This is a genomic window from Nonomuraea sp. NPDC005501 (assembly GCF_040605905.1).
Classification (GTDB): domain Bacteria; phylum Actinomycetota; class Actinomycetes; order Streptosporangiales; family Streptosporangiaceae; genus Nonomuraea.
In genome coordinates, this window is sequence record NZ_JBEXDT010000041.1 from 1 (window position 1) to 17013 (window position 17013).

Annotated in this window: 16 protein-coding genes; 3 read left to right on the forward strand and 13 right to left on the reverse strand. The window is 73.3% G+C overall.

What is annotated here, in order from left to right; genetic code table 11:
- Positions 1–72: 72 nt before the first annotated feature.
- From cydD to ABZS51_RS20770, 3 genes are read right to left on the reverse strand one after another with little or no spacing between them, the layout of a single operon-like run.
- Complete coding sequence (gene cydD / locus ABZS51_RS20760) at positions 73–1728, reverse strand: thiol reductant ABC exporter subunit CydD (protein WP_355443293.1); 1656 nt, start codon at positions 1726–1728, stop codon at positions 73–75.
- A 6-nt stretch (positions 1729–1734) separates the two neighbouring features.
- Entirely contained in the window at positions 1735–2499 is a 765-nt protein-coding gene (locus ABZS51_RS20765; RefSeq protein WP_355443296.1) for a cytochrome d ubiquinol oxidase subunit II, read from the reverse strand.
- Between the two features lie 12 nt (positions 2500–2511).
- A complete protein-coding gene (locus tag ABZS51_RS20770; protein ID WP_355443299.1) occupies positions 2512–3672 on the reverse strand; it encodes a cytochrome ubiquinol oxidase subunit I in 1161 nt (386 codons plus the stop codon).
- 89 nt (positions 3673–3761) lie between these two features.
- Between ABZS51_RS20770 and ABZS51_RS20775 the strand changes: the two genes are divergently transcribed.
- Positions 3762–4094 carry a helix-turn-helix transcriptional regulator gene (locus ABZS51_RS20775; protein WP_310711949.1) on the forward strand — a complete coding sequence of 111 codons (333 nt, stop codon included), beginning with the start codon at positions 3762–3764 and terminating at the stop codon, positions 4092–4094.
- Between the two features lie 107 nt (positions 4095–4201).
- On the opposite strand, the gene ABZS51_RS20780 is transcribed toward ABZS51_RS20775, so the two are convergent.
- From ABZS51_RS20780 to ABZS51_RS20795, 4 genes are all read right to left on the reverse strand, one after another.
- Positions 4202–4873: a permease prefix domain 1-containing protein gene (locus tag ABZS51_RS20780; protein ID WP_355443302.1), complete on the reverse strand. Its 672-nt coding sequence runs from the start codon at positions 4871–4873 to the stop codon at positions 4202–4204.
- Positions 4874–5037: 164 nt separating this feature from the next.
- A complete protein-coding gene (locus tag ABZS51_RS20785; RefSeq protein ID WP_355443304.1) occupies positions 5038–5838 on the reverse strand; it encodes a class I SAM-dependent methyltransferase in 801 nt (266 codons plus the stop codon).
- A gap of 44 nt (positions 5839–5882) precedes the next feature.
- On the reverse strand, positions 5883–6920 hold the full coding sequence (locus tag ABZS51_RS20790; protein WP_355443440.1) for an acyl-CoA desaturase: 1038 nt from the start codon (positions 6918–6920) through the stop codon (positions 5883–5885).
- Between the two features lie 196 nt (positions 6921–7116).
- The gene (locus ABZS51_RS20795) at positions 7117–8832 is read right to left on the reverse strand and encodes an NAD(P)H-binding protein (protein ID WP_355443308.1); all 1716 of its coding nucleotides are present in this window, start codon (positions 8830–8832) and stop codon (positions 7117–7119) included.
- 117 nt (positions 8833–8949) lie between these two features.
- Here ABZS51_RS20795 and ABZS51_RS20800 point away from each other — a divergent pair, with 117 nt between their 5' ends.
- Entirely contained in the window at positions 8950–9906 is a 957-nt protein-coding gene (locus ABZS51_RS20800; RefSeq protein WP_355443311.1) for an AraC family transcriptional regulator, read from the forward strand.
- Positions 9907–9994: 88 nt separating this feature from the next.
- Here the strand turns inward: ABZS51_RS20800 and ABZS51_RS20805 are convergent, their stop codons facing one another.
- Complete coding sequence (locus ABZS51_RS20805) at positions 9995–10858, reverse strand: universal stress protein (protein ID WP_355443314.1); 864 nt, start codon at positions 10856–10858, stop codon at positions 9995–9997.
- Positions 10859–11022: 164 nt separating this feature from the next.
- On the reverse strand, positions 11023–12099 hold the full coding sequence (locus ABZS51_RS20810; protein WP_355443317.1) for a beta-eliminating lyase-related protein: 1077 nt from the start codon (positions 12097–12099) through the stop codon (positions 11023–11025).
- A gap of 255 nt (positions 12100–12354) precedes the next feature.
- Between ABZS51_RS20810 and ABZS51_RS20815 the strand changes: the two genes are divergently transcribed.
- A complete protein-coding gene (locus ABZS51_RS20815) occupies positions 12355–14199 on the forward strand; it encodes a rhamnogalacturonan lyase (RefSeq protein ID WP_355443320.1) in 1845 nt (614 codons plus the stop codon).
- Positions 14200–14215: 16 nt separating this feature from the next.
- Here ABZS51_RS20815 and ABZS51_RS20820 read toward each other — a convergent pair whose 3' ends face one another.
- From ABZS51_RS20820 to ABZS51_RS20835, 4 genes are all read right to left on the reverse strand, one after another.
- The gene (locus tag ABZS51_RS20820; RefSeq protein WP_355443323.1) at positions 14216–14518 is read right to left on the reverse strand and encodes a hypothetical protein; all 303 of its coding nucleotides are present in this window, start codon (positions 14516–14518) and stop codon (positions 14216–14218) included.
- 224 nt (positions 14519–14742) lie between these two features.
- The gene (locus ABZS51_RS20825; protein WP_355443326.1) at positions 14743–15612 is read right to left on the reverse strand and encodes a TIGR03619 family F420-dependent LLM class oxidoreductase; all 870 of its coding nucleotides are present in this window, start codon (positions 15610–15612) and stop codon (positions 14743–14745) included.
- 192 nt (positions 15613–15804) lie between these two features.
- Positions 15805–16053 (reverse strand): SCO4226 family nickel-binding protein, encoded by a 249-nt coding sequence (locus ABZS51_RS20830; protein ID WP_355443329.1) that lies wholly within the window; start codon positions 16051–16053, stop codon positions 15805–15807.
- A 99-nt stretch (positions 16054–16152) separates the two neighbouring features.
- Positions 16153–16935, reverse strand: a complete 783-nt coding sequence (locus ABZS51_RS20835; protein ID WP_310711967.1) for a class II aldolase/adducin family protein — start codon at positions 16933–16935, stop codon at positions 16153–16155.
- Positions 16936–17013 lie beyond the last annotated feature (78 nt).

The window sequence follows — 17013 nt, forward strand, 5'->3', positions numbered from 1 at the left end:
TCCTGATCGTCGTGTCGGCCAGGTTCGGGCGGGTGATGTGGACGTACGAGGAGATGCCGTACGCCCTCATCCTCAAGCATGTCGGGGTGCTCTTCTGCGGCCCCGGCTGAGGTCGGCCGTCGCGGCCACCACCGCGGCCTCGCTGCGCCCGTCGAGCCGGGCGGTCGGCTCGTCCAGCAGCAGCACCGGGGCGTGCGGACGGCAGAAGGCCCGGGCCAGGGCGACCCGCTGCCGCTGCCCGGCCGACAGGTTGGCGCCGCGCTCGCCCACCTGGGCGTCGTAGCCGCCGGGCAGTCGCTCGACGAACTCGTCGGCGCGCGCGGCCGCCGCCGCCCGCCGTACGTCCTCCTGGGACGCCTCGGGGGCTCCCAGCCGGATGTTGTCCGCCACCGACGTCGCGAACAGGTGGGGGCGCTGCGGCACGAACGCCAGCCGGTCGCGCCACGCGCCCGGGTCGAGGTCGCGCAGGTCGGCGCCGTCCACGAGCACGCGGCCCTCCGACGGCTGGACGAAGCCGAGGAGCAGGTGGAGCAGCGTGCTCTTGCCGCCGCCGCTCTCGCCGACCAGCGCGACGCGCTCGCCCGGCTCGATGGTGAGGGAGACGCCGGACAGGGCCGCGTCGTCCCGGCCGGGGTAGCGCACCGTGACGTCGTGGAGCTCGATCCGCGGCGGCTCGCGCCCCGGCGGTGCGGCCCCGTCCCGGGACCCGGCGGGGCCGGCGGTCCGGTCGGGGACGGCTCGGGACTCGGCGGGGTCGGCGGTCAGATCCGGAACGGCTCGGGGCTCGGCGGGGTCGGCGGTCCGGTCCAGGACGGCGAAGGCGGCGTCGGCGGCGGCCACGCCCTCCATCGAGGCGTGGAAGCGCGTGCCCATGACCCGCAGCGGCAGGTACGCCTCGGGCGCCAGCAGCAGCACCAGCAGCGCCGTCGTCAGGTCCAGCGACCCGCCCAGCAGCCGCAGCCCGATCGGCACGGCCACCAGCGCCAGCGACAGCGACGCGCACAACTCCAGGACGAGCGACGACAGGAACGCCACCCGCAGGGTCCGCATGGTCGCCGAGCGGTGGGCGTCGGCGACCTGCCGGATGACCGTCGCCTGGTAGCGGGCCCGGCCGAAGGCGCGCAGCGTCGGCAGCCCGCGCACCACGTCGAGGAAGTGCCCGCCGAGCCGGGACAGCGCATGGAACTGCCGCTCGGTGACCGCCTTGGTCGTCATGCCCACCAGCGCCCCGAACACCGGGATCAGCGGCAGCGTCACCAGCACGATCACCGCGCTGGTCAGGTCGGCGGCGAACAGCCGGACCAGCACCGCCACCGGCACCACCCCGGCGACGGCCACGGCCGGCAGGTAGCCGGTCAGGTAGGCGTCGAGCCGGTCGAGGCCGCGGCCGGCGAGCGTCACCAGCTCGCCGGAGCGGTGGCCGCTCAGCCGCGCCGGGCCGAGCTCCTGGAGCCGGCCCAGCAGCCGCCGCCGCAGGGCGGACTTCACGCCGGTGGCGGTGCGTCCGCCGAAGACGCCCTGCGTCCAGGCCAGCAGGGCGCGCAGCGCGACCACGGCGACGAGGCCGGCCAGCGCCGTGGCGGCGAACCTGCCGGACAGCACTCCGGCCAGCAGCTCGGCCTGCACCAGCACGAGCAGGCCGGCGATGACCGCGGCGGCCAGGGTGACGGCCAGGTGGCGGCGTACCGACTGCTCGGCCCGCATGAGCCGGAGGAGATCCTTGTGCACGTGTCCTCAGAAGAACGAGGGGGCCGGGACGGCGCCTCTCCCGGGGCGGAAGACGCGCCACACCCATACTTGCGCGCCGACCATGACGGGCGCGAACGGCAGGATCATGAGACCCATCACACCCAGCGTAGAAGACGGGGCGCTGTGGTCGAGCAGGTACGGGAGGCAGGACGCGAGCACGGCGAGCACGGGCACCGCCGCGGCGAGTCCCGACAGGGCGAGGGCGCGCCCGGAGCGGGTGATGCCGGCGGTCTCGGGCGCGCGCCAGCCGAGGAACGTCCAGCCGTGCCAGGCGAACAGCAGCGTCACGACCACGCCCAGGAGCAGCCCGATCGGGTGGAGCAGCGAGGAGCCGAAGCCCGTGGCGACGGCGTGCAGCGTGACGCCCCAGCCGAACGACAGCCCCAGCGACCCCAGCATGATCATCAGGTCCCAGAACCGCCGCCAGCCCGCCCCGTCGATCCGGCGCCGGAACCACAGCCCGGCGTCCCGCACGACCCAGGACAGCAGCATGGCGACCACCATCGGGTAGAGGCCGAACAGCACCTCGCCCTCCAGGCTCGGGTACACGCCGAACAGGGCGCCGGCGACGGCCACCAGCCACACCTCGTTGGCCAGCACGAACGGCGCCATGGCGGCCACCATGCGGTCGCGGGTCTCCTGGGTCCGGCCGATCACCGGCATGAGCAGCCCCACGCCGAGGTCGAAGCCCTCCAGCGCGAAGTAGCCGGCGAGCAGCAGCGTGAAGACGACGAACCAGATCAGTTCCATCGGGGGTGACTCCTAGTAGCTCAGCGCGGGGGCGGGCCGCTCCTCGGCGGCGCCCAGGTCGAGGTCGCGCGGGCCCCGCCTGACCAGCCGGGCGATGAGCGCGTAGTCGGTCAGGGCGAGCAGCCCGAGCACGACGGTGAAGCCGACGAGCGAGGCGGTGATCATGCCCGGGGTCAGGCCGGGGGACAGGGCGTCGGCCACGGTCAGCTTCTCCCAGACCATCCACGGCTGGCGGCCGATCTCCCTGGCCAGCCAGCCGCAGATGGCCAGGGCGAACGGCACGGGCGTCAGGATCATGAGGAAGCGGTGCGTCCACCGCCAGCGCGGCAGGAAGCGGACCAGCGGCAGCATGAAGAACACCGCCACGAGGAAGAGCAGGTTGCCGATCTCCATCATCAGGGCGAGCGGCGTGCTCGCGGTGTCGCCCTTGAACTTGCCCTCCTGCAGGCCGCCGAACTGGGCGTACCCGAAACCGACGGTGAGCGTGATGCCGATGGCCGCGGTGACGACGCCGGTCCGCATCGAGCGGGTGAAGAACGCCACGTCCTCGGTGCCGCGGCGCAGCCGGTAGGCGCTCGCGCCGACCAGCACCATGCCGGCGGTGAACAGGGCCGCGCTGATCACATGGGGGAAGGCGAAGACCAGGGTCTTGTTCGTGAAGAGGGCGGCGGCGTCGACCAGCTCCATTCGGCCGCCGCGCTCGACGGCGCCGGCGGGGTTCTGGAGGAAGGAGTTGGCCGCCATGATGAAGTAGGCGCTGGCGTACGCGGTGACCGTGACGGCCCAGATGCACGCCAGGTGCAGCCACTTCGGCAGACGGCCCCACCCGAAGATCCACAGTCCGAGGAACGTGGACTCCAGGAAGAACGCGATGAGCGTCTCCATGGCCAGGGGCGCGCCGAACACGTCTCCGGCGTAGTGGGACAGCCCGCTCCAGGACAGCCCGAACTGGAACTCCATCACCAGGCCGGTCACGATCCCGACCGCGTAGTTGGTGACGTAGAGCTGCCCCCAGAACCTGGTCGCCCGCTCGCGCTCGGGGGTGCCGGACAGCGCCCATCGCGTGTGCATGATCGCCACCAGGGGCGCGAGTCCGAGCGTGAGCAGGACGAACAGGAAGTGGAGGCTTCCCGTCACCGCGAACTGCGTTCGCGCCAGGTCCAGCACGTCCATGCGCGTCAACTCCTTATCAAGACAGCCTACATGTAGGGAGTCTACATGTAGGCTGTCTATATGACGCATGGTTGCCTAGGATCGAGGGCATGAACCCCGACGCGCTCCGCGGCCACATGGACGCTCTGTTGCTGTCCGTGGTGGAGGCCGGGCCGCTGCACGGCTACGCCATCATCGAGGCGCTGCAAGAGCGGAGCGGGGGTGCGCTGACCGTGCCGACGGGGACGGTGTACCCGGCGCTGCGCAGGCTGGAGCGCATCGGCTACCTGTCCAGCGAGTGGGCCACGGTCGGCGGTCGCAAGCGCCGCACCTACCGGCTCACCGACTCCGGGCGCAAGCGGCTGGAGGGGGAGCGGTCGGCGTGGCAGGAGTTCACCAGCGCCATCGGCAGCGTCCTGCGGCCCGGCGCCTCATCGTCCTGAGGCGCGCGGCTGAGCGCCGGCGTCGTCCTGAGGCGCGCGGCTGAGCGCCGGCATCGTCCTGAGGCGCGCGGCTCAGCGCCGGCTCGTCCCGTGGCGGGCCGTACCGGTCAGGCGGTGGCGGGGGCCGTGCGGGTCAGGCGCAGGCAGCGGGTGGCGCCGTACAGCTGCACGCCCCAGAAGGCCGACGTCACCAGCTCGGCCAGCATGACCGGCACCAGGGTGTCGAAGTCGCTCGGCAGGCCGGAGACGGCGGTGAGCGCCGAGCTCAGCAGGCCGCACAGCGGAAGCAGGATCATGACGGCCAGCCCGAGGGAGCGGGTGACGAGCCGGGGCCGCCGGATCCACCGGCCGCCGCGGCTCAGCGCCGCCAGCGCGAACCCGCCGTACACGCCGCCCCCGGCCTGCAGGCAGTCGAGCACCCGCGCGATCGGCCCGTACCAGGCCGGCCGGTCCTCCCAGGCGGCGCCGGAGTCGGGGTAGATGCGCCAGACCATCGACCAGATGAGGACGCTCACGGGCAGGCTGAGGAACAGCACCGCCGCCAGGCGCCGGCCCGCCGCCGCGGTCAGCTCGTCCTGGTAGCCGGGGGCGATCTCCGCCACCTCGCCGAACTCCGCCACGGCCATCCGCTCGGCCTCGGCGCGGTCGAACCCCTCCGCCTCCAGAGCGTCGGCCGCGTCGGCCAGGCTGTCACGTGCCTCGACGACCAGATCGCGCTTGGGGCCGGCGGGTCCCGCCAGCGCCCTGCCGAGATCGGCCACGTAGTCGTCGATCAGCATGTCCCCAGTGTACGGGCCACCTCTTCGGGGGCCCATCCGGGTTTTCCCCGATCCTCCGTGGCTCCGCCCCCTTGGTCCCCGGCGAGCACGGCCCTCGCTCCGCTCGGACGTCCCGTGCGGGGCCTGCGCCCCTCGCCCCCGCCGGACGATCAAGGTGCGTTCACTCACCGGGGATCGGCCGGTCGGCGGCCCGTCCGTCTGGCGATCAGCACCTCGGTCAGCAGCTCCTGCTCCCACCGCCCCGCCGGATTGTCGGCGAGCAGCGCCTCCCGGAGCGCCTCGACGAAGGCGTGCAGCCGGTCGCCGAGCGCGGCGGGCGAGCTGTAGGAGTAGGAGAGCTGGAGCCCGACCAGCCCGTCCACGTCCCAGCTCAGCCGGCGCGTGAACGTCCGCGACTCCAGGTGGTCGAACGGTGAGGCGGCCAGGACATCGCGGTGGGGCTCGGCGGTGGCGTGAAAGGAGGTGGCCGCCGCACTCATGCCGAGGCCGAAGTCCGCGCATACCCGCTGCTCGACCGGCTGCCATGGCTGGGCGTTCGGTTGCCACGGCTCTCCCCGCCGGCTGACCGGGCCGATCAGCGCCACCGAGCCGCGGGGCGGCAGCAGCTCGTCCAGGTCCGCCAGCACCGCCCTGCGGTCCATCCAGTGGAACGACCTGCCCATCACCACGTGATCGAACGGCGGCAGCGCGCGCAGCGTGGTCGAGTCGCCGCGCAGCCACGTGATGGTGGGGGCGCCGGCGGCCAGCCGCCGGCCTGCCGCGAGCATCTCCTCCGCCGGGTCCACGGCGAGCACCGTTCGCACCCGGCCGGCGAGCGGGACCGCGATCGTCCCCGGACCGCAGCCCAGGTCCAGCACCCGGCTGTCCGGGCCGAGCGCTCGGGCCAGGTGCTCGATCGCCGCTTCCCCGTACGCGGGGCGATACCTGGCGTAGTACGGCGCGGCGCCGCCGAACAACTCCTCCACGCACCAGAACCCTAGACGAACCCGGCCCCGGCCGGGCCTGCCGTTCAGTCCTGCCGGGATCCTCCGCCACCCCCGTGGCGCAGCGGCCGGCCCACCTCGTGCAGATGGCGCAGGGCCTGCCCCCAGGACGCGAACAGCCCGCACTCGGCGTATTCGACGCCCAGCGAGCGGCAGTAGTCGCGCACGATGGGCTGGGCCCTGCGCAGGTTCGCGCTGGGCATGCCGGGGAACAGGTGATGCTCGATCTGGTAGTTCAGGCCGCCGAGCGCGACGTCCATGAGGCGCCCACCGCTGACGTTCCTGGAGGTCAGCACCTGACGGCGGAGGAAGTCGAGCTCGTCCTGCGCGGTCAGCACCGGCATGCCCTTGTGGTTGGGAGCGAACGTGCAGCCCAGGTAGACGCCGTAGCAGGCCTGGTGGACGGCCAGGAAGGCCAGCGCCTTGGCCGGCGGCAGCACCACGAACAGCGCACCCGCGTAGGCCAGGACGTGCGCGACGAGCAGCAGCCCCTCGGCGAGGCGGTTCTTCAGCGCCGGGCGGCGCAGCGCGCGGAAGCTCGACACCTTCAGGTTGACGCCCTCCAGTGTGAGCAGCGGGAAGAACAGCCACGCCTGCCGGCGCCCGACCAGGCGCGGCAGCCCGCGCGCGGCCTCGGCCTGCTTCCGCGACCAGAGGAGGATGTCCGGCGAGACGTCGGGATCGTGGTCCTCGTGGTTGGGGTTGGCGTGGTGGCGGGTGTGCTTGTCCATCCACCAGCCGTAGCTGAGGCCGACGGCCAGGTTGCCGACCAGCAGCCCCGCGATCCTGGCGGTACGGCGCGAACGGGAGATCTGGCCGTGCGCGAGGTCGTGGGCCAACAGCGTGACCTGGGCGAAGGCCACAGCCAGCAGCACCGCCACCGGCATCTGCCACCAGGAGTCCCCCACCACGGCGAACGCCGCCCAGCTCCCCACGAACAGGGTCGCGACCAGTCCGATCCGGACCGCGTAGGAGCCGGGCCGCCGTTCCAGCAGCCCCGCCTCCGCGACGCGGCGCGACAATCTCGCGAAGTCGCTGCCCCGCTGCGGGCGGGACGCCTCCACCACAGTCACATCTGTCTCCCATGCTGACGAAGCCGGTCATGCGTGATCGCTTGCCAGCATCGCGCGAGCCAGGGGGTGCGCGGACCCCCGCTGTCGCCCGTTCTTCCGGTAGTGCCAGCCCTACCACCGAAGCGAGAACGCCGGAAGGCGACTCACAGGCCCGATCGTGCTCCGGGCCACGGGGGTTCGCGATGTGTCAGGGAACAAGAATGATCTTGCCGCGGGTCCGGCCCGTCTCGCTCCGGTGGTGGATCGAGGCCAGTTCCGCCAGCGGGTGGGACTCGGCGATGTCGACGGCGAGGTCCCCGGCATCGACCAGGCGGACGAGCCGTGAAAGCTGGGCGGGGTCGTTGCGGGTCACGAAGTGTCCGGAGAAGGGGGAGGGGAGGGGGACGGTGATGGACACCGCCACACCGCCCGGCCGCAGCAGTGCCGCCAGCTCGGCGGCGGCGTCCGGGGTGATCGGGGCAAGGTTGATCACGGCGTCGACCTCGCCCGGCAGCGGCTCGACGGTGTAGTCGACGACCTGGTCGGCGCCCAGGGCGCGTACCGCGGCGGCGCTGCGCGGGCCGGCCGTGGCGATCACGGTCGCGCCCGCGTGCCTGGCCAGTTGCACGGCGAACCCGCCGACCCCGCCGCCGGCGCCGTTGATCAGCACGCGCCGGCCCGCGCCCACCTGGGCGTGCTCGAACAGCGCCTGCCATGCGGTCAGCCCGGCGACCGGGATCGCCGCGGCGTCGGCGAGGGGGATCGCGGACGGCGCCGCGGCCAGCACGTCCGCCGGGGCGGTGACGTACTCGGCGGCCGTCCCGCCTCCGTCCAGCCGGCCGATCACCCGGTCGCCCGGGGCCCACCCGGTCACGCCGGAGCCGACGGCCGCGACCGTGCCGGAGACGTCCCAGCCCAGCGTGTACGGCAACGCCACCGGCAGCACGGCGCGCAGCATCCCGGCCCGCAGCGCCGTCTCCGACGGGTTGAACGAGGTCGCGGCGACGCGGATGAGCACCTCGCCGGGACCGGGCGACGGCAGCGGCGCCTCCTCGTGGCGGACGACCTCCGGCCCGCCGTAGGAGTGGATGCGCGCGGCCCGCATGGTGGCCCGGAACGCGTGGGCGTGCTCGGCGGCCCAGGAGCGGAACGTGCGCGCGGCGCTCCCGGTGACCCGCTCCACGGTGGCGGTGACCGGTGCAGGGCCGCCGGTCATCTCGGCCTGCGCGCGCAGGACGCCGTCCACGGCCTCGGCGGGCCAGCCGCGGGCGAGCATGCTCCGTCGCGCGTCCTGCGGTGAGGTCTCCTCCCAGCGCACCGGACGGCCGATCGCCTCACCGATGACGCGCGCCTGCTCGGCCTGGGTCAGTGACTGCGGCCCGGTCAGCTCGTGGACGGCGCCGTCGTGCCCGTCGCCGGTCAGCGCCCGCACCGCGACCGCGGCGATGTCCCGTTCGTGCACCGGGGACATGGCGGCCCGGCCGTACGGTTCGCGCACCACGTCCCCGGTGCGGATCTGCCCGGTCCAGCGCAGGGCGTTGGCCGCGAAGGCGTGCGGGCGCAGGACCGTCCATTGCAGCCCGGACCCGGCGACGAGCCGCTCGGCCTGCCGTTCGTGGTCGCGGACGGCCGCCGACGACAGGTAGACCACCCGGCGGGCGTGCTCGGCGATCATCGCCAGCACCGGTTCCAGCCCCTCTGCCGAGGCGAACGGCCAGACCAGGAACACCGCCTCGACGCCCTCGACGGCGGCGCCCAGGGAGCCGGGCACGGTCAGGTCCCCGCGCACGCCCTCCACCGCGGGCGGCAGATCGGCCGGTTCCCGGCTCAGGGCGCGAACGCCGGCTCCGGCCTCCACCAGTTGGCGGGTCACGTGGCGGCCGACCGTGCCGGTCGCCCCGGTGACCAGTATCTGTCGCGGCATCACACTGCTCCCTTTCGACGATCTCTACTGATCGTCAACCGTAGGGGGAGGAGGAGGCATGACCAATGCTGCAATGTCTCCGTTTCATGCGTGATCGTCTTGTGTTAGCTTCTCCGGGTGGACGTGCTCAGCGACGCGATCGCGATCATGCGCTCCGGGCGGCCCCGCTCGGCGCGCGTCGCCTGGCGGGCCCCGTGGGGACAGCGTTTCCCCGCGGTGCCGGGATCGGCGGGTTTCCAGGTGATCCTGCAGGGCTCCTGCCGGCTTGTCCCGCCCTCCGGCGACCCCCTCGTGCTCGGGGCCGGCGATGTGGTGTTCTTCCCCCACGGCCACGGGTACGGCCTCGCGGACAGCCCGTCGACGCCGCTCGCCGAGCCCGCGTGCGACCCGCTGGAGGACGCCGGCCTGTTCGTCTCCGACTCCGCCGGGCACGACGGGCCCCTCACCGTGACCCTGTGCGGCGGTTACCGGCTCGACCCCCGCCACGCCCACCCTCTGCTGCGCGACCTGCCCGAGACGATCCACCTGCCCGCCCGGCCGGGCCGCCATCCCGAGCTGCGCGCGGCCGTCGACCTGCTCGGCAACGAGGTCGGCGACCCCCGCCTCGGCGCGGACACCGTCGTGCTCGCCCTGCTCGACATGCTGCTGCTCTACATCTTGCGCGCCTGGTTCGAGGAGCGTCCCGCGCAGGAGAGCGGCGCCGGCTGGGCCAGGGCGCTGACCGACCCGGCGGTCAGCGCCGCCCTGCGGGCCGTCCACGGCGACCCCGCCCACCCGTGGACCGTCCAGACCCTCGCCGCCGAAGCCGGCCTGTCCCGCGCGGCCTTCTCCCGCCGCTTCACCACGCTGGCCGGCAGACCGCCCCTGACGTACCTGACCTGGTGGCGCCTGACCATCGCGGCCGAGCTTCTGCGCGCGGGCGACGCCCCGCTCGGCGAGGTGGCCGCCCGCGTCGGCTACGGCTCCGAGTTCGCCTTCGCCAACGCCTTCAAGCGCCAGTTCGGCATCGCGCCCGGCAGGTACCGCCGCCAGAGCTCCATCGACTCGCTCCGTGAGGCCGCTCCCGGTCGCTGAGTCGCGGCCCGTTCCACGCTCGCCCGCCCCGCGGCGCGTGGCGCGAGGCGAGTGAGCGGCGCGACGTCGTGAGCGCGTGGTGCGGCGGTCAGGTGCGGACCACGATGACGGGCGCCCGCGCGTGGTGCAGGACCGCGTGAGCGGTGCCGCCGAGGCCGAGCAGGGTGCGCGTCGCGCCGTGCGCGGCCCCCACGATCACGACGTCGGCCTCCGCCGAGGCGCCGGCCAGCGCCTTGGCCGGGTGTCCGCGCACCACCTGCGCGTCGAGCTCCACGTCCGGGAACTTCTCGGCCGATCCGAGGAGGAACTCCGCCAGCCGTTGCGCCTCGTCCCGCCCCGCCGCCTCGGTGTCGAAGACCACGGGCTGCACGGTCCAGGGCTCGACCGTGCCGGGGTGCGTCCACGCGTGGACGGCGCGCAGGACGGCACCCCGGAGCACCGCCTCGCGGAAGGCGTACTCCAGCAGGGCTTCCTCGCCGGGCTGCCCCGACACGCCCACGACGATGACCCCGTGTTCGCCGGTCGGCCTCTCCCGGACGATCGCCACGGGACGCGGCGCGCGGGAGGCCACGTGCCGGCTCACGGAGCCGAGCAGCAGCTCGGCGAACCCGCCACGGCCCCGGTTCCCGACCACCACCAGTTGCGCGGCCTCGGCGGCATGGACGAGCGCGTCCTCCGGCCGGTCCGAAGCCACCTGCGTGGTGACCTCCAGGCGCGGCCTCCTCGACCGGATCTCGGCCGCCACCTGCCTGAGCTGCTCGTGCGCGGCCTTGTCCGCCTCGATGTCCCAGCCGGCGGGCTCGGGGACCAGCAGGACGTCGGGCGACCAGAGCGCCATGGCGTGAAGGACGCTCAGCGGGGCGTCACGGACGGCCGCCTCCTCCTCCGCCCAGGCGAGGGCCTGCCGCGAGGAGTCTGATCCGTCGAACCCGACGACGATCGGCTCTGTCATGGTCGTCACCTCACACGCTCCCGCGACCCCCCGTCGCGCCGGAGCCCTGCCATGGGTATCGCCGTTTCACGCCCTTCGAACCAACCCCGAAGGCATGCGCGTGGGCAAGCGGGCGATCTCTCGACGGGACGCCCGGCCATGGCGGCCCTCACCGGCGACATGCCTCAGGCGCCGGCGCGGGTCAGCAGGTCGCGGATGAGGGCGGCCACCTCGTCGGGGGTGAACTCCGTCGCGTTCTCACCCACGGTGACCTCGAAGCTGCAACGCGACGGATCGGGCCCTGAGCGCACCCGTCCCCAGAGCTGGATGCCGTGCTCGGCGAGGATGGCCGACCCGGCCCGCTCGACGGCCGCTCGGGGAGCCGGCAGGTGGATGTGGAAGATCGGTGTCTGCGGCGGATCGGGGTAGGCGCGCGCGACGCCGTCGGCGTTGACGGCGGCCGCGATGGCGATCGCGTGGTCCCGGAAGGCCGCCATGCGCGGCGGCAACGCGTCGAGGCCGACCATGGCGGCCACGGCGAGCGGCCACGCGTCGGCTATGCCGCCGCCGAGTCGCTGCCGCCACACTCCGGCGGCGCGCACCGTGTCCGCGTCCGCGGCGAGCACGGCGCCGCGTACGCCCTGCAGGCTCTTGTAGAGCGAGACGTACACCGAGTCGAACAGGCCGGCGATCTGGTCGAAGGGCCGCCGGTAATACGTCTGCGCCTCCCAGAGCCGGGCGCCGTCCAGGTGCGCGGCGGCGCCGGAACCCCGCACGAGCGCGACCTGGTCGCACAGGTCGTCCCACTCCGGGAGCAGGCCGCCGAGGTCGCGCTGCGGCAGTTCCCAGACGGCCGCCGCGAGGGGCTCGCCGATCGCGGCGAGATCTCGCGCCGTCATCAGCTCGAAGGGATCCCCGGTGCGGTGGAACCGCAGACCGTGGACGGCGTTGTAACCCTGCTCCTCCCACACGTCCAGATGTGACTGAGGGTGGGCGGCGAAGGTGCGGCGTCCGCGCGCATCGGCGTGGAGACGGAGCGCGACCTGCTGGGCCATGGTCCCGCTCGGGAAGAAGAGCGCGCTCTCCTTGCCCAGCAGGTCGGCCAGCCGGCGCTCCAGCACCGCCACGGGACCCTCGGGGCCGTCCGGCGGGGTGTCCTCGTCCACCAGCCGGAGCATCTGCTCCAGCATCGCGCGCGGTCCGCGCCGGATGGGTGCGTGGAGGAACAACGACCGCCGCACGGGCGTACCGCCATCAGGCATGGGGAACTCCGCCATTATCGCCAATAGTCTGCAAAAGCATAGTAATCGCAATAAGGGCACCCCGTGTGGCGGGCTCTTGAAATGTTCATCGCCTCACGCCTGGCCCCGCCGAGGGTTTCCCCTGCTGGGACGCGACCCCTTCGAGGCGGCCGGCCTCCGCCACCCCGCTCTCCACCGCGAACGTTTTACGCCTTCCGCCCGGCTCCGTCATGCTCGGGGGTCACCGCCCCAGAGGTCCGCCGGAAGGGACACGACATGCGGTTACGCACCACCGCGACGACGGCCGCCGCCCTCGCCCTCGCCGCCGCTCTCACCGGCCCACCCGCCCCCGCTCATGCGGTGAGGCAGGCGGCCGGACCCGCCAAGCAGATGGAGGACCTCGACCGCGGCCTGGTCAGCGTCCGCTCCGGGTCCGGGAACCTCGTGTCGTGGCGGCTGCTCGGCACCGACCCCGAGGGCGTCACCTTCAACCTCTACCGGGGCTCCACCAGGATCGCCTCCCTCGCCGCCGCCACCGACCACCTCGACGGCGGGGCCGCCGCCGACGCCACGTACACGGTCAGGGCCGTCGTCGGCGGCGTCGAGCAGGCCGCCTCCCCGCCGTCGCTGCGCTTCACCGGGGGCGCCTACCTCGACGTGCCGATCCAGCCTCCCCCCGGCGGCACGACCCCGGACGGCGTCGCCTACACCTACAGCGCCAACGACGCCAGTGTCGGCGACATGGACGGCGACGGCCAGTACGAGATCGTCCTCAAGTGGGACCCGTCCAACGCCAAGGACAACTCCCAGTCCGGCTACACCGGCAACGTGTACGTCGACGCGTACCGGCTGAACGGCACGCGGCTGTGGCGCCTGGACCTGGGCCGCAACATCCGCGCGGGCGCGCACTACACGCAGTTCCAGGTGTACGACTACGACGGCGACGGGCGGGCCGAGGTGGCGATGAAGACCGCCGACGGCACCCGGGACGGCGCCGGCGCGGTGATCGGCAACGCGTCCGCCGACCACCGCAACTCCAGCGGATACGTGCTGTCGGGGCCCGAGTACCTCACCATGTTCGACGGGCTGACCGGCGCGGCCAGGTCCACGGTCTCCTACGACCCGCCGCGCGGCACCGTCTCGTCGTGGGGCGACTCGTACGGCAACCGGGTGGACCGCTTCCTGGCCGGCACCGCGTACCTCGACGGGGAACGTCCGTCGCTCATCATGGCGCGCGGCTACTACACCCGCTCCGTCATCGCCGCCTGGGACTTCCGCAACGGCACGCTCACCAAGCGGTGGACGTTCGACTCGAACACGGCCGGCTCACGCTGGACGGGTCAGGGCAGCCACAGCCTGTCGGTCGGCGACGTCGACGCCGACGGCCGCGACGAGATCGTGTACGGGGCGATGGCCGTGGACGACAACGGCACGGGCCTGTGGAGCACGGGCACGGGCCACGGCGACGCGCAGCACCTGGGCGACTTCGAGCCGGGCCGGGCGGGCCTCGAGTACTTCAAGGTGAGCGAGAGCGGCTCCCAGCCGTCCTCCCTGTACATCGACCCGCGCACCGGCCAGATCCGCTGGTCCACTCCGGCGTCCGGCGACAACGGGCGCGGCGTGGCGGGCGACGTCTGGAGCGGCTCGCCCGGCGGCGAGTTCTGGTCGGCCGCCGACACGAGCCTGCGCAACGTCAACGGCGGTGCCCTCGGCCGCGAGCCGTCCTCCGTGAACTTCCTCATCTGGTGGGACGGCGACCCCGTCAGGGAGCTGCTCGACCAGACCAGGATCGACAAGTACGGCCCGGGCGGCGACACCCGGCTGCTCACGGCCTCCGGCGTGCACTCCAACAACGGCACCAAGGCCACCCCGTCGCTGTCGGCGGACCTGTTCGGCGACTGGCGGGAGGAGGTCGTCTGGCCCACCGGCGACAACCGCGCCCTGCGCGTGTACGCCACGACCACGCCCACGGACCGGCGCCTCTACACGCTGATGCACGACCCGCAGTACAGGGTGGCGATCGCCTGGCAGAACACCGCCTACAACCAGCCGCCGCATCCCGGCTTCTTCGTCGGGGACGGCATGCCCACGCCTGCCCGGCCCTCCATCTATGTGCGCTGAGAAAGAACGGGCGTCGTCAGGGACGTGACGCGCACGTGCACGCCAGGGTGACCAGGATGCCGCGGTCCCGGTTCACGTGCGACACCGTGCCGCAGCCCAGGCAGTAACGGCAGGGGAAGGCGCCGGCGACCATCGGGTCGAGCCAGCGCGGGTCCTCCCAGACCGGCGGCGGCTCGTAGACGGGCCGGGGCCGCTCCTCGGGCTCCCTCCCGCCGCTCACCCAGCCGCGTCCATGGCAGAGCATGCAGGCGAGGAACAGGCCGCCGAGCCGGTGCCCTCGGTGGCCGCCGCACTCGGGGCACATCATCGGGCCGGTCACCTCGCCCTCCCGGGGGCGCTCCGGCCGGTCCGCTCTCCACCGGCGCCCGCGCGCACGCCGCGTGTCGCGGGCGTCTGCTTTTTGCCCATGCCGGAACCGTAACCGCACGAGCACGAACTGTCCGTGACTTCGGGCAGATCGCACGATCCCACCGGCCCAACGGCCCACCGCCCACCGGCCCATCGCCACCGGGCTGCCCGCGCAGGAAGGCCCGGACCGCCCCGCTACGTCAGGGCCGGGGCCGTCAAGGAGAAGCGCCGGGCGAAGGCGGACATCTCCTCCCGCTGCCCGTCCACGTCGGGAGCGGACGTGCTGATCACGAGGCGGGTCGCGCCCTGCGCGGCCAGCTCCTCGACCCGATCGCCGGTCATGTCGATCGTCCCCCACCGGGTCTGCTCCAGCGCGTCCGGGTCGCGGCCGGCCTCCGCGGCGGACGACCGGACGAGCTCCCACTGGGCGGCCCGCTCGGCGCGGGTCAGCGCGCCGCCGGGGAAGTAGCCGTCGCCGCGCTGCCCGGCCCGGCGGGCCGCCGCCCGGCTCGACCCGCCGACGTGGATCGGCAGCCCCGCGCCCCCGGACGGCTTGGGGAAGCTGCACAGATTCTCGAACGCGAAGAACTCCCCGGCGTGGCTGACGCCTTCCTCCCCGCCCTCCCACAGCAGCCGCAGGACGTCGATCGCCTCGTCCGCCCGCCGCCCCCGCGTGCCGAAGTCCACCCCGACCGCCCGGGCCTCGCCCGGCAGCGCGCCGACGCCCACGGTCAGCAGCCGCATCCGGCCCCGGGACAGCAGGTCGATGGTCGCCAGCCGCTTGGCGAGCGTCACGGGATGGTGGTACGGCAGCAGCAGCACGCCCGTCCCCAGCAGGATGCGGCTGGTCGCGGCGGCGACGAAGGTCAGGGTGTCCAGCGGGTCGGCGAACGGCAGGGTCGGCGGGATCTCCCACGGTCCGAGCTTCGCCCCGGGGTACAGCGCGACGTGCTCCGGAACGTACAGCGCCTCGAAGCCGCACTCCTCGGCGTGCCGGGCGAAGGCGGCGATGGCGTCGGGGTCGACGCCGCTGTGGGCGGTGCTGTAGCTGATCGCGAATCTCATGGTCGTTCCTCTGGCTCGCCCGGCGGCTGACGGCGTCAGGGTAGAACCCTGTCACCGGTGTCAAGGCAAGCCGCCGGCGGCCGGGGGAGGCCGCCGTTCATCACGGACGAACGCCCCTCGACGGGGAAGCCCGCGTTCGCGAGGGGGATAGGGTTGACGGGGAGCCGGCCCCGGCCGGGACCGGCCGCCGCGTCAGGCGGTGAGGGGCACGGGGTGGATCTCGTCGGCGGGGTGGCCCGCCCGCTCGTGGACGCGCTGGACGGCCTCGGCGCTGGGCGCCTCCGACAGGCAGTAGACCACACCGTCCTCCGGGTCCGCCCAGGCCCGCTCGAAGGTCACCTTCTCCTCGTCCTGGATGGCGAGGTCGGCGCTGTGCGCCTCGTTGAGCTGCTCGGCGGTGATGCCGGCCATGCCATGGTGAACGTCGATGAATGTGGCCATGGGTCCCTCCTTGGGCCGTGTTCCACCAGCCTAGGACGGACATAAGCCCTTAAACACCCAACAAGGGGCCAAAGGCTCGCCGCGCGGCCGGCTCGGGGCTCAGTCGAACAGGTCGGGATCGGAGCGGACGATCTGGTCGTACAGGGGCTGGAAGTTGATCCAGCCGACCAGGTCGTTGCCGATCTGCCCGTGGGTGAGCTTGGCCTGGTCGTGCTCGATGGACACGGTCGGGCCCGCGGCCATGGCCAGCAGCTGGGCCTGGCACGAGCGCTCCATCGTGATGAACCACCAGGCGGCGGCGTCCACCGAGTCGCCCACGGTCAGCAGCCCGTGGTTGCGCAGGATGACGGCCTTGTGCGAGCCCAGCGCCCGCGCGATCCGCCTGCCCTCCTCGGTCTCCACCACCACGCCGGTGTAGTCGTCGAACAGGCCGTGGTCCTCGTAGAAGGCGCAGGCGTCCTGGGTCAGCGGCTCCAGCGGGCGGCCGAGCGAGGACAGCGCCTTGCCGTGCACCGAGTGGGAGTGGGCGGCGGCGACCGCGTCCGGACGGGCCTGATGGACCATCGCGTGGATCGCGAAGGCGGCCTGGTTGACGTGGTACCTGCCGTGGACCACCTGGCCCTGGTGGTTGACCAGGATGAGGTCGCTCACCCTGACGTGCCTGAAGCTCATGCCGAACGGGTTGACCCAGAAGTGGTCCGGGTGCTCGGGGTCGCGGGCGGTGATGTGCCCGGCCACCCCCTCCTCGAAGCCGAACCTGCCGAACAGCCGCAGCGCGGCGACGAGGCGCTCCTGGCGGTGGCGGCGCTCGTCCTCCACGTCGTCGAACTTCTGCGGCAGCCGGAAGATCAGCTGGTCGGTGGGGACCGGTTCCAGGTTCATCGTGCCTCCAGCACTCAGGGGTCTGGTCCAGACTGCCGCGCGCTCCCGTCCGCATCAACGTCCTGACGCGGGTGATTC

What these genes read in the sequence shown, in the direction of transcription:
- ABZS51_RS20795 (WP_355443308.1), bottom strand. Translation starts at nt 8,832, where the DNA reads ATGCCGCGACAGATACTGGTCACCGGGGCGACCGGCACGGTCGGCCGC.
- ABZS51_RS20805 (WP_355443314.1), bottom strand. Translation starts at nt 10,858, where the DNA reads ATGACAGAGCCGATCGTCGTCGGGTTCGACGGATCAGACTCCTCGCGG.
- ABZS51_RS20815 (WP_355443320.1), top strand. Translation starts at nt 12,355, where the DNA reads ATGCGGTTACGCACCACCGCGACGACGGCCGCCGCCCTCGCCCTCGCC.
- ABZS51_RS20835 (WP_310711967.1), bottom strand. Translation starts at nt 16,935, where the DNA reads ATGAACCTGGAACCGGTCCCCACCGACCAGCTGATCTTCCGGCTGCCG.
- ABZS51_RS20825 (WP_355443326.1), bottom strand. Translation starts at nt 15,612, where the DNA reads ATGAGATTCGCGATCAGCTACAGCACCGCCCACAGCGGCGTCGACCCC.
- ABZS51_RS20775 (WP_310711949.1), top strand. Translation starts at nt 3,762, where the DNA reads ATGAACCCCGACGCGCTCCGCGGCCACATGGACGCTCTGTTGCTGTCC.
- ABZS51_RS20780 (WP_355443302.1), bottom strand. Translation starts at nt 4,873, where the DNA reads ATGCTGATCGACGACTACGTGGCCGATCTCGGCAGGGCGCTGGCGGGA.
- ABZS51_RS20830 (WP_355443329.1), bottom strand. Translation starts at nt 16,053, where the DNA reads ATGGCCACATTCATCGACGTTCACCATGGCATGGCCGGCATCACCGCC.
- ABZS51_RS20810 (WP_355443317.1), bottom strand. Translation starts at nt 12,099, where the DNA reads ATGCCTGATGGCGGTACGCCCGTGCGGCGGTCGTTGTTCCTCCACGCA.
- ABZS51_RS20770 (WP_355443299.1), bottom strand. Translation starts at nt 3,672, where the DNA reads ATGGACGTGCTGGACCTGGCGCGAACGCAGTTCGCGGTGACGGGAAGC.
- ABZS51_RS20765 (WP_355443296.1), bottom strand. Translation starts at nt 2,499, where the DNA reads ATGGAACTGATCTGGTTCGTCGTCTTCACGCTGCTGCTCGCCGGCTAC.